This window comes from Thalassotalea euphylliae, from assembly GCF_042682785.1.
GTDB lineage: Bacteria > Pseudomonadota > Gammaproteobacteria > Enterobacterales > Alteromonadaceae > Thalassotalea_F > Thalassotalea_F euphylliae.
This window is the reverse complement of record NZ_JBHUIB010000003.1, coordinates 466,681-477,518: the sequence shown is the minus strand read 5'-3', so window position 1 is coordinate 477,518 and position 10,838 is coordinate 466,681. Positions and strand designations below refer to the sequence as shown.

The following is a 10,838-nucleotide window of genomic DNA, read 5'->3' as shown; positions in this document are numbered from 1 at the left end:
AAAGCCGGCTTTTTGTATGTGGCATCCCGTAGGGGATTCGAACCCCTGTTGCCGCCGTGAAAGGGCGGAGTCCTAGGCCTCTAGACGAACGGGACACTAAAACTTTTCAGATACTCTGCTTTCACAAAGCCTCTTGTTTTAGTGTAAAGCTAATTCCGAGAACTAACCTTACATCTTTAAACTTTTCAGCTAGCTTTCGCTAACTTGGTCAGTTACCAGACCTAGATGGTAACTCCCAAAATGTGGCATCCCGTAGGGGATTCGAACCCCTGTTGCCGCCGTGAAAGGGCGGAGTCCTAGGCCTCTAGACGAACGGGACACTAAAACTTTTCAGACACTCTGCTTTCACAAAGCCTCTTGTTTTAGTGTAAAGCTAATTCCGCGAACTAACCTTACATCTTTAAACTTTTCAGCTAGCTTTCGCTAACTTGGTCAGTTACCAGACCTAGATGGTAACTCCCAAAATGTGGCATCCCGTAGGGGATTCGAACCCCTGTTGCCGCCGTGAAAGGGCGGAGTCCTAGGCCTCTAGACGAACGGGACACTAAAACTTTTCAGACACTCTGCTTTCACAAAGCCTCTTGTTTTAGTGTAAAGCTAATTCCGCGAACTAACCTTACATCTTTAAACTTTTCAGCTAGCTTTCGCTAACTTGGTCAGTTACCAGACCTAGATGGCAACTCCCAAAATGTGGCATCCCGTAGGGGATTCGAACCCCTGTTGCCGCCGTGAAAGGGCGGAGTCCTAGGCCTCTAGACGAACGGGACACTGAAATAAAATAACGAACAACTTAATCGTTATTTCAGTGCGAGACATCAGTCTCATCACTAGAATTCTTACCAATGCGGTAGCACTGATGGTGGAGCTATGCGGGATCGAACCGCAGACCTCTTCGCTGCCAGCGAAGCGCTCTCCCAGCTGAGCTATAGCCCCCCAGCTGTCTTTCTCAGAGCGACCTAGTACTCGTCGAAAGCGAGGCGCATTTTAGGCAGCCACCTAGTGAGTGTCAACCATTAATTTAAAAATAATCGTAATTTTTCGGAAACTTCTAGCTGTTCGTTCAGTAAGTATTCGATTTGACTATTTTTTACATAATCAATCATTTAGATGAGTGTATTGAAGCACAACTTCTATATAATTGTTCTCTTCTCCGATCTCTTACCCTCGTTCACTTTATTTTTTAAGGGTTTATGAGTAAAGTTTAACTAATTGGTTAAGAAATTACCGAATATATGCAACTAAAAAAATTAAATATTGTTGCCATTGGTGGCGGCCACGGTCTAGGTCGCGTACTTTCCACGCTTTCTTTTATGCAGGATCAGTTAACAGGGATTGTCACAACAACTGACAATGGTGGCTCAACAGGTCGGCTCAGAAAACGAAGCTCTTCTATCGCTTGGGGTGATTTAAGAAACTGTTTAACCGAGCTCGTTGACGACAGTAGTGTTGGCAGCCAGTTATTTAACTATCGATTTGATGGTGAAGATGAACTGGGTGGTCACAACTTAGGTAACCTTATTCTCTATGGCTTAGGTCAGATTCAGTCAAGGCCGTTAGAATCAATAAAACTTGTTAGGCGAATTCTTCGCGTTAAGACACCTGTTCTTCCGATGTCTGAGTCCCCTACTGACCTCATGGCCTTTTATCCCGAAGGCCGATGTCGTGTAGGAGAGTTGTCTGTTGACGATATGCCTATCATGCCCAAGAATTTGATGCTTGCGCCTTTGGTCAAGACGCCAGACCAATGTGTCACTGCCATAGACAACGCCGACTTAATTATTTTAGGTCCTGGCAGCTTCTTAACCAGTGTTGTGCCGCCACTTCTGGTGCGAGATATTGCAAAAGCATTGAAGAGGCGCAAAGGTCATTGCGTGTTTGTAGAAAATATTGTGAAGGAAAACAGTCCTGCTGCAACATTAACACTCGATGAAAAGCTAGCATGGATTGAGGAAAATATAGGGTGTTTGCCGGTGGATAGCGTCATCAGCCACCATCGTGATGTTACATCAGAAAAAGTGCGTGTCATATACCATAATATGTCATGCGATGACGTTGCCCATCATCACGACAAAGCAAAGTTGGTCGAAGCGCTTCATCAATGTATAGCCGATGTGCCACCTATCAACGAAACCAACTCTCCTTTAAAAATAGCCAATGCTGACTAAGCATTGGCTATCATATATTCAACTAAGGTTCAGAATAAGCCGCTGTGACTGCAAAATTAAGCTGAAGTATCGTCTTGGCTAATCCGGCTAGCAACTGCGCCCATTTGTCCTTTATATTTAGCGTCATCTCTTTTGTTGTATGGTTTGTCCGCTTTACCTGACATGGTTTCAAAGTTCAGCGCCGCTATTTTCATTTTAGGGCGTAACGCTAACGGCAACTTACCACTGTTGTAGAACTCTAAAACGATTTGACCAGACCAGCCCGGATCAATTCGGTGCGCCGTAACATGTACCATTAGACCAAGACGTGCAAGAGATGAACGACCATCTAACCAACCAACGATATCAGCTGGTAGTGTCACCGATTCAAACGTTACTGCGAGTGCTAGTTCACCAGGGTGAAGAAAAAAGGCTTCGCCGTCAGGGATGATAATTTCATCACTCATCACTGCGTTCATTTGTTGCTGAACTTCTTCCCTAGGACCACTTAAGTCAATGTAGGGAGCCGTATTATTTTTAAATACCCGAAACTCATTGCCGAGGCGAATATCAACACTTACCCCCGAAATGGCACCATCTTCGGGCATCGGGCTAATCGCGATTTTCCCCTCATCGATACACGCTTGTATATCCTTGTCACATAATCTCATGGTATTCGTTTACCTTTTGGTTTTTATTAGCATCGTTAATTTTCAATAACGATATTGGCATTAGTTGGGCTACGCGCATCTAAATGATGATATACATTGCTCACCAAGTTGCGCGCTATTTTACGGTACTGTGCGCCAATGTCACTATTGGCTTGGCGAATATATGAAAAGTCACCCAAATCTGCATTGGTTCTAATACTGACATCAAGTGGCAATTGGCCAAGTAATGCGACACTGTTCATATCCGCAATATCCTTGCCGCCATCTTGACCGAATACATGACTATGGTGACCACAGTTTTCACAAAGGTGATAACTCATGTTCTCAACAACACCTATCACTGGTACTTTCACTTTATCGAACATAGCGATTCCTTTCTGAGCATCAGCAAGCGCTATATCTTGAGGCGTTGTCACAATGACAGCTCCCGCAACCGGTACTTTTTGTGAGAGCGTCAACTGAATATCACCAGTACCGGGCGGCATATCAATCAGCAAGTAGTCCAACTCTGGCCATGCCGTTTCATTAAGTAACTGTGAAAACGCGGTACTCGCCATAGGACCTCGCCATACCGCAGCATCACTATCTGGCACCAAAAAGCCGATAGACATTGCAGCAATATCATTCGCCACTATCGGTAACATGGTCTTACCATCTGTAGACCCAGGCTTTTCATCACCCGCACCTATCATCAGTGGAATAGACGGCCCGTATATATCGGCGTCTAGTATACCGACATTGGCCCCCTCAGCTACAAGCGCTGCGGCTAGATTAACCGTTGTTGTAGACTTACCCACCCCACCTTTGCCAGAAGCAACCGCAACAATGTTTTTCACGTTTGCTATTGAATGACTCCTAACCGCTTTCACATCAATATCAACATTTATCATCACTGACTGTTCTAGTGAAGCCGACAATTGTTCAGCTAGCTCTGCCAGTTCGCCTCGACACGGAAATGGCAAACTAACCGTCACTAAAATACCCTGTTTATTTGTTTCAACTGTGAATGCCGACACTAAGGGTAAAATGCCGTTTGGAAAACTCTCAGAACGATAACTATTCAGTGCTTCTTTTATGAGTTGCTGAACATCGTCGGAAATAGATTTATCTCGGGAGAAAAATTGACTGAACATTAATTAAGTGTAGGCCAGAAATTTTAATGAAAATAACCATTAAATTCTGTACTATTGCGCCATTGATTACCACCTAAAAGTGTTTATACACGAATATCTAAAACAAATGTCACAAGAAAAACGTAAAATTTTAGTTACCTGTGCTTTGCCGTATGCAAACGGCTCTATCCACCTTGGTCACCTGCTTGAACATATCCAAACCGATATTTGGGTCCGCTTCCAACGCATGCGCGGCAACGAAACTTACTTTGTGTGTGCTGACGATGCACATGGCACGCCTATTATGCTGAAAGCGCAAGAGTTAGGTATCACTCCAGAACAAATGATTGATGGTGTGCGTGAAGAGCACATGGCTGATTTTAACGATTTCTTGATCAGTTTCGATAACTATCACTCAACGCACAGCGATGAAAACCGCGAGTTTGCTAGTGAGATTTACAACAAGCTACACGCGGCTGGTCACATCAAAACACGCACAATTTCTCAACTTTACGACGAAGAGAAAGGCATGTTCTTGCCTGACCGTTTCGTAAAAGGAACTTGCCCTAAATGCGGCAGTGAAGACGAAAACGGCGACAGCTGTGACAACTGTGGTGCGACTTATTCACCTACTGAAGTCATCAATCCACGCTCTGTTGTTTCTGGTTCTACTCCAGTACTACGTGATTCAGAACATTACTTCTTTGATTTGCCAGCGTTTGAGCAAATGCTTAAAGACTGGACGACTGGTGGTTCACTTCAGGAAGAAATGGCTAACAAACTGAATGAGTGGTTTGAATCAGGGTTACAACAATGGGACATCAGCCGTGATGCGCCATATTTTGGCTTTGAGATTCCTAACGCGCCAGGTAAATTTTTCTATGTATGGCTTGACGCCCCTATTGGTTACATGGGGAGTTTTAAAAATCTTTGTGATCGAGAAAATATCGACTTCGATACATACTGGAATGAAAACTCTGATGCCGAACTGTACCATTTCATCGGTAAAGACATTATTTACTTCCACAGCTTATTCTGGCCTGCAATGCTAGAAGGTGCTGGCTATCGTAAACCTACCTCAGTATACGCTCACGGCTTTGTAACAGTTAATGGCGCGAAAATGTCTAAGTCAAAAGGTACGTTTATCAAAGGCCGTACCTACCTCGACCATTTAAGCCCAGAATACTTGCGTTACTACTATGCAGCCAAGTTAACAAACCGTATTGATGATCTAGACCTTAACTTGGAAGACTTCGCACAGCGTGTAAATTCAGACTTAGTCGGTAAAGTCGTCAATATTGCTTCTCGTTGCGCAAGTTTTATCACTAAACGCTTCGACGGTATGCTTTCAAGCAACGTGGATGACCAAGCACTAGCCGACGAAGTAATGGCAGCCGGCGACAGACTAGCTGAGCTATACGAAGCCCGCGAATTTGGTAAGGCAATGCGCGAAATTATGGCGCTTGCAGATAAGGTCAATGAATACATTGCCGTTAAAGAGCCTTGGCAGTTAGTGAAGGATGAGTCCAAGCAACAAGAAGTTCAAGATATTTGCTCGCTGGGTATTAATCTATTCCGCATCTTGATGACGTATTTGAAGCCTGTATTACCTGCACTTGCAGAGAAAACTGAAGGCTTCTTGAATGATGAGTTGGTGTGGGAAGGCCATAAAACGCTACTTAAAGATCACAAAATCAATAAGTTCAAAGCACTAATGCAACGTATTGAGATGGATAAAATCAACGACATGATTGACGCTTCTAAAGAATCTTTAGCAACCGACAATGCACAAAAGTCCGCGCCTTCTGGTCCTTTAGCTGATGACCCAATTGCGCCGGAGATTCAGTTTGATGACTTTGCGAAAATTGACCTACGTATTGCTAAAATAGTAAAAGCAGAACATGTAGAGAAAGCGGATAAACTACTTCGTTTAGAGCTAGATCTTGGCGGTGAAACTCGCCAAGTCTTTGCGGGTATCAAATCAGCGTACCAACCAGAAGACTTAGAGGGTAAGCTAACTGTTATGGTAGCTAACCTAGCGCCTCGTAAGATGCGTTTTGGTATGTCTGAAGGTATGGTGCTTGCTGCGGGTCCTGGCGGAAAAGATTTATGGATACTCAATCCAGAAGACGGCGCCCAACCTGGTATGCGTGTAAAATAAACGACCACATTTGTTGTTTGCAAAGCCTGTCAATTTGACAGGCTTTTTTATAGGGATTATCACCCCCTACTATTTACAATAGACACTTTAAACAACTCGCTAAGGGAATAGCACTATGAAGAAAACAATTGCTAACGCGCTACTTGTCTCTGTCGCATGTATTTCTTCTGCGACCGCAATTACACACTTATCGTGTTTGTACTTTGGGCCAGAATGTTATGCAATCCAAATGGCACCACCAAAGATTATCCAATCAGCAAAAGACAGCACATGGCTAGCCCCTTTGGGTAACATATTTATCTCTTCATTATTCATTTTAGTCGCTTGCTATGCATTATCTGCCGCTAAAATTATAGGCAAAGTTCCCTTGTTAAAACTCGGCATATACACCATAACAACACTTTGTATTGTTCGCGGTTTATTACCTATTCAACTGTGGCTGCGCCATCCAGAAAAAGTCACCGACATTGTGTTGTTAGTCGGTATCGCTTGGCTAATGACAGGATTAGCGCTAGGTATAGGGCACAGGCTTAACCAGCAAAACTAGAGCGTTAAACATATTCGCTGTTGTAAATTCGACAAAACCTGATACTGTACAAATATACAGCAACCTAAATTACGGAGATACCAGTGAAATACAAAGGACAATGCCACTGTGGCGACATTCAATTTGAATTTGAAGACAGTAATCTAGAAGCCCTTCAATGTAATTGCTCAATTTGCATTCGTAAAAACGCAATTATGTCTAAATCTACCTATTCACCCGAGCAATTTTCTCTGTTAAGTGGCAAACAGAATTTGTCTACATACCGATGGGGGGATAAAGATGTTAATCATTACTTTTGCAGAAGCTGCGGTATTTACCCATTTCACGATACAACATATGAGCCGGGAACATTTAGGGTTAATTTGGGTTGTGTAGAGAACATAGACTCGAGAAGTTTGACTACACTGCAGTTTGATGGAAAAAACGCGCTTTAATTTCTCTAAAGCGGCTAAATAAGGAGATAACGCATGAACAACGCAATTTTTAATACAAAATGGATGTTCCCAGTATTACTGATGTTTATTACCTTCTGGCACTTCCCTATTAGTGCAAACACAGTAAAAAACAACAAGGAACAACCGAGTAACCTAAACAAGTTTCAATACTACTTAGAAAGCTATGAAAATATGGACATAAATAGCGTCGCGAGTATGTTTGCAGATGATATCCTGTTGCGCGATTGGAAAATATCGGTAAAAGGAAAGACTGAAGCAATTAGAGAAACTCAAAAAAACTTCCAGTCATCTGAATCTATTGTCATCGAAATACTAAGAACCTTCGAGTCAGCCAACGCTGTTGCTGGCGAGCTTAAAATTACCGTAAACAGCACAGAAGTGCTCTATGTGACAGATGTTGTTACTTTTAATAGTGATGGCAAAATAACAAGTGTCAGAGCCTACATTGGTCGCGAAGACTAAAAAAGGGCGTCTAGCCAACCAAGCCAGTAAATGATTCGCTCTTTCTCTGCAGCTAGTATCAAATTAATCACTAAAATTGTTGATGTAGCTATACACAACTATACTGCTATAGCGCGAGCAACATTTTTATTTAACGCTTATGGCTAGTAACTTCCTTTAAGCATAAGTAGCTTGCGATACAGGCAATTGGAGATTGCCTGCGTAAACCCTGTTAATTGTGAATAAGGACTTCAAAATGAGACGACCTACCACATTACTGGCTTGTGCTGGTATGGCACTTGTTCTGTCAGCATGTAGCACCTTCCCTTTGGTCAAACACACCGTTAAAGACGATCATTTTAGATTCGAGAACATAACAAGCTCAGAGGCTGACGATAATTACGAACGTATTTACCTTATGTGTCATAACCAACAACCAGAAGAATGGGCGCAGCCACGCCAGTATGAAGCGGGAAAACATAATCTCTGGTTGAAAGTACTCATTCGAGATCAAGACCGACCAATGGCGCTTCGAAGAGCTTACGCAAACTTTAAAGTGAATTTGGCACCTGGCACAAGCTACATGCCAAATCGTCGAGTAGAAGGCCATTTAGTTCATTTATGGATTCAAGAATCTGACACAGGTATTCGTGTATCAGAGATCGTAACAACGGAACTCGAAGCGCCATGGATTAACAATCGAATTGAGCACAAAGCTCGCTGTAAAGGCAGTTCAGTATAACAGTAAAACTGTCCATAGTGGCGGCTCTATACTCTCCACCGCAGATGCCGCCCCTATAAAACACTTTATCGTCTAATAACCTCTTCCTGAACTTTTTCCTAAGTTAGCTGACTAAATATTCGCTGCTTCAGTAGCTTACATAAATATAGTTAACCTAAATACGGAAGTTTTTTATGAAAAATATCCTAATGGCGATCACCTTAACGATTTCTGCCATCCCTGTATTCGCGAGTGAATTTATTGAAGGAAAGCACTATCAAGTATTGGCTAATCCAATATCAGATAAGCAAGAGGTAAGGGAGTACTTTTCATTTTATTGCCCACATTGCTTCAAGCAAGAGCCATTCATGAACGAGGTTGCCGCAACCTTACCGCAAGGAGTCGCTTTTAATAAAAACCATGTTGACAGTATGCCCGGACAACAACCCGACATTGAACATGCCTTAACTAAAGCCATTATTACTGCGGATCGTCTCGGTGAAAAAGACAAAATAGTTGGTGCTATTTTTAAATACATTCATGTCGACAGAGCAACGTTTGATAAAGAGAGTGACATTCGCAACTTATTTTTAGTTAATGGTATTGATAATGAAAAATTCGATAAGGTGTTTAATAGCTTTTCCGTCAATGCACTGGCAAACAAAATGAAAAAGAATACCGAACAACTTCGAGCACAAGGGGTAAGAACGGTACCAACGCTTATCGTAAACGGGAAATACCGCCCATTAACTAATGACATTAAAAGCATTGCCCAATACAAAGCATTAATTCAACATTTATTGGAAAAGAAAGCATAAATGAGCCGGTCTAGTTCATGACTTGTTACGTAACACTATTCGCACAACCGTGAAGTTGTTGCTAACGTACAACACTGCAATTAATAACAACAAAAGAGAATTTTATGTTTAGTCATATCATGATTGGCGCTAACGATATTCAAGCGTCTAAAAAATTTTACGATGCCGTACTCGGTGCAATGGGCCACCCTGAAGGGGTAATTGATGAAAAAGGTCGCTGTTTTTACTTCACCGAAACAGGCATATTCGCGCTGACCAAACCAATTGATGGCGAAGATGCCAGTCATGGCAACGGAACAACAATAGGTTTCGCAGCAAAAACACCTGAAATTGCAGATGCTTGGCACGCTGCGGGCTTAGAAAATGGGGGAACGACCTGTGAAGATGCACCAGGTATTCGTGAAGGAGCAGGTATGAAGTTGTACTTAGCTTATTTACGTGACCCGTCAGGGAATAAGATATGCGCGCTGCATAAACTGTAGAAAAGTTAACAAATAAAAGAGCGGCGATTGCCGCTTTTTTGCATTTTATGCCTAAATCCATATAATAGCGTCCGCTGCGTCAGGCTATCCCTACTGCAGTATCAATTTATCACTCTTGCACCGGTTTTACGTTCCGGCCAGTAAAAGGAAAACACATGACTTACGTTGTTTGCGCAATGTACAAATTTGTTGCGCTTGAAGATTTTGAAGCTATCCGTCCTAAATTGCTAAAAACAATGGAAGACAACCACATCTGCGGTACCTTGCTTTTAGCCAAAGAAGGCATTAACGGGACAGTTGCAGGTTCTCGTGAAGGCATTGATGCCTTATTAATGTGGTTAAAAGCGGACGCTCGCCTTAAAGACATTTCTTACAAAGAATCGTTTACAGAAGAAAAACCGTTTAAACGCACTAAAGTTAAACTCAAAAATGAAATAGTCACCATGGGTGTTGAAGGCATCGATCCTCGCCACGTTGTCGGTACTTACGTTAAGCCAAAAGATTGGAACGCGTTAATCTCAGATCCCGAGGTATTTGTTGTTGATACCCGCAATGATTACGAAGTGCAAATCGGTACTTTCGAAAACGCCGTTGACCCAGACACGAAAACATTCCGTGAATTCCCCGCTTGGGCTAAAGAAAACATGGATCCGACAAAACACAAAAAAGTCGCCATGTTTTGTACTGGCGGTATTCGTTGTGAAAAGTCGACTGCTTACATGAAAGAGCAAGGGTTTGAGGAAGTGTATCACCTTGAAGGTGGTATCTTGCAGTATTTGGAAGATGTTCCAGCAGAAGAAACCATGTGGAAAGGCGAATGCTTTGTCTTTGACGATCGCGTTACGGTAGACCACAGCCTAGAAGCAGGCAAATACGATCAATGTCATGCATGCCGTATGCCCATACTAGAAGAAGACAAAGAGAAACCTGAATACGAAAAAGGTGTCAGCTGTCATCACTGTTTTGACAAAACGACTGAAGAGCAGCGCGCACGTTATGCTGAACGCGAGCGTCAAATGCAACTAGCAAAAGAGCGCGGTGAAACACACGTAGGTTCAGATGCGGCTAAAATATTGGAACAAAGAAAAGCGCAAAAGAAAGCGCGTATTGAAGCACAAAAGGCAGCAGCAGCTAAGTAGTTAAACAAAGAAATTTTACCCCAAAAGGCACCATTCGGTGCCTTTTTTATTTTCACTGTTTCTAAAATTTATTCGCTTTTTGAAAAACTTACAGGGTAAAATTTGAAGCAGCTGACAAGGATGCCCTGCATTATTACTAATTCCCTT

General features: G+C 42.6%; 11 protein-coding genes and 5 tRNA genes. 9 read left to right on the top strand and 7 right to left on the bottom strand.

Annotated elements, in window-relative coordinates; all coding sequences use genetic code 11:
• Nucleotides 1-19: 19 nt before the first annotated feature.
• The 5 genes from ACFSJY_RS09455 to ACFSJY_RS09435 all read right to left on the bottom strand — a co-directional run bounded on the left by ACFSJY_RS09455 (nt 20) and on the right by ACFSJY_RS09435 (nt 933).
• A tRNA-Glu gene (locus ACFSJY_RS09455) sits at nt 20-95 on the bottom strand.
• 148 nt (nt 96-243) lie between these two features.
• Nucleotides 244-319 (bottom strand) — tRNA-Glu (locus ACFSJY_RS09450).
• A 148-nt stretch (nt 320-467) separates the two neighbouring features.
• A tRNA-Glu gene (locus ACFSJY_RS09445) sits at nt 468-543 on the bottom strand.
• Nucleotides 544-691: 148 nt separating this feature from the next.
• A tRNA-Glu gene (locus ACFSJY_RS09440) sits at nt 692-767 on the bottom strand.
• Nucleotides 768-857: 90 nt separating this feature from the next.
• Nucleotides 858-933, bottom strand: a tRNA-Ala gene (locus ACFSJY_RS09435).
• A gap of 299 nt (nt 934-1,232) precedes the next feature.
• Here ACFSJY_RS09435 and ACFSJY_RS09430 point away from each other — a divergent pair.
• Nucleotides 1,233-2,165 carry a gluconeogenesis factor YvcK family protein gene (locus ACFSJY_RS09430; RefSeq protein WP_386033603.1) on the top strand — a complete coding sequence of 311 codons (933 nt, stop codon included), beginning with the start codon at nt 1,233-1,235 and terminating at the stop codon, nt 2,163-2,165.
• Between the two features lie 56 nt (nt 2,166-2,221).
• Here ACFSJY_RS09430 and dcd read toward each other — a convergent pair whose 3' ends face one another.
• Together dcd and apbC are read right to left on the bottom strand one after the other, a co-directional pair.
• The gene (dcd, locus tag ACFSJY_RS09425; RefSeq protein WP_386033601.1) at nt 2,222-2,815 is read right to left on the bottom strand and encodes a dCTP deaminase; all 594 of its coding nucleotides are present in this window, start codon (nt 2,813-2,815) and stop codon (nt 2,222-2,224) included.
• Between the two features lie 35 nt (nt 2,816-2,850).
• Nucleotides 2,851-3,948 carry an iron-sulfur cluster carrier protein ApbC gene (gene apbC / locus ACFSJY_RS09420; RefSeq protein WP_386033599.1) on the bottom strand — a complete coding sequence of 366 codons (1,098 nt, stop codon included), beginning with the start codon at nt 3,946-3,948 and terminating at the stop codon, nt 2,851-2,853.
• A 106-nt stretch (nt 3,949-4,054) separates the two neighbouring features.
• Between apbC and metG the strand changes: the two genes are divergently transcribed.
• The 8 genes from metG to trhO all read left to right on the top strand — a co-directional run bounded on the left by metG (nt 4,055) and on the right by trhO (nt 10,691).
• Complete coding sequence (gene metG / locus ACFSJY_RS09415) at nt 4,055-6,088, top strand: methionine--tRNA ligase (protein ID WP_386033597.1); 2,034 nt, start codon at nt 4,055-4,057, stop codon at nt 6,086-6,088.
• Nucleotides 6,089-6,203: 115 nt separating this feature from the next.
• Nucleotides 6,204-6,635 carry a hypothetical protein gene (locus ACFSJY_RS09410; RefSeq protein ID WP_386033595.1) on the top strand — a complete coding sequence of 144 codons (432 nt, stop codon included), beginning with the start codon at nt 6,204-6,206 and terminating at the stop codon, nt 6,633-6,635.
• Nucleotides 6,636-6,718: 83 nt separating this feature from the next.
• Nucleotides 6,719-7,069 carry a GFA family protein gene (locus tag ACFSJY_RS09405; protein ID WP_386033593.1) on the top strand — a complete coding sequence of 117 codons (351 nt, stop codon included), beginning with the start codon at nt 6,719-6,721 and terminating at the stop codon, nt 7,067-7,069.
• Between the two features lie 33 nt (nt 7,070-7,102).
• On the top strand, nt 7,103-7,552 hold the full coding sequence (locus ACFSJY_RS09400) for a nuclear transport factor 2 family protein (protein ID WP_386033591.1): 450 nt from the start codon (nt 7,103-7,105) through the stop codon (nt 7,550-7,552).
• Nucleotides 7,553-7,787: 235 nt separating this feature from the next.
• On the top strand, nt 7,788-8,273 hold the full coding sequence (locus tag ACFSJY_RS09395) for a hypothetical protein (RefSeq protein ID WP_386033589.1): 486 nt from the start codon (nt 7,788-7,790) through the stop codon (nt 8,271-8,273).
• Between the two features lie 173 nt (nt 8,274-8,446).
• Complete coding sequence (locus tag ACFSJY_RS09390; protein ID WP_386033587.1) at nt 8,447-9,070, top strand: thiol:disulfide interchange protein DsbA/DsbL; 624 nt, start codon at nt 8,447-8,449, stop codon at nt 9,068-9,070.
• A 104-nt stretch (nt 9,071-9,174) separates the two neighbouring features.
• Nucleotides 9,175-9,552, top strand: a complete 378-nt coding sequence (locus ACFSJY_RS09385; RefSeq protein WP_386033585.1) for a VOC family protein — start codon at nt 9,175-9,177, stop codon at nt 9,550-9,552.
• 155 nt (nt 9,553-9,707) lie between these two features.
• On the top strand, nt 9,708-10,691 hold the full coding sequence (gene trhO / locus ACFSJY_RS09380) for an oxygen-dependent tRNA uridine(34) hydroxylase TrhO (protein ID WP_386033583.1): 984 nt from the start codon (nt 9,708-9,710) through the stop codon (nt 10,689-10,691).
• Nucleotides 10,692-10,838: the final 147 nt, after the last annotated feature.

Coding starts and splice junctions, on each gene's coding strand:
- ACFSJY_RS09430 (WP_386033603.1), top strand. CDS start 1,233: ATGCAACTAAAAAAATTAAATATTGTTGCCATTGGTGGCGGCCACGGT.
- dcd (WP_386033601.1), bottom strand. CDS start 2,815: ATGAGATTATGTGACAAGGATATACAAGCGTGTATCGATGAGGGGAAA.
- apbC (WP_386033599.1), bottom strand. CDS start 3,948: ATGTTCAGTCAATTTTTCTCCCGAGATAAATCTATTTCCGACGATGTT.
- metG (WP_386033597.1), top strand. CDS start 4,055: ATGTCACAAGAAAAACGTAAAATTTTAGTTACCTGTGCTTTGCCGTAT.
- ACFSJY_RS09410 (WP_386033595.1), top strand. CDS start 6,204: ATGAAGAAAACAATTGCTAACGCGCTACTTGTCTCTGTCGCATGTATT.
- ACFSJY_RS09400 (WP_386033591.1), top strand. CDS start 7,103: ATGAACAACGCAATTTTTAATACAAAATGGATGTTCCCAGTATTACTG.
- ACFSJY_RS09395 (WP_386033589.1), top strand. CDS start 7,788: ATGAGACGACCTACCACATTACTGGCTTGTGCTGGTATGGCACTTGTT.
- ACFSJY_RS09390 (WP_386033587.1), top strand. CDS start 8,447: ATGAAAAATATCCTAATGGCGATCACCTTAACGATTTCTGCCATCCCT.
- ACFSJY_RS09385 (WP_386033585.1), top strand. CDS start 9,175: ATGTTTAGTCATATCATGATTGGCGCTAACGATATTCAAGCGTCTAAA.
- trhO (WP_386033583.1), top strand. CDS start 9,708: ATGACTTACGTTGTTTGCGCAATGTACAAATTTGTTGCGCTTGAAGAT.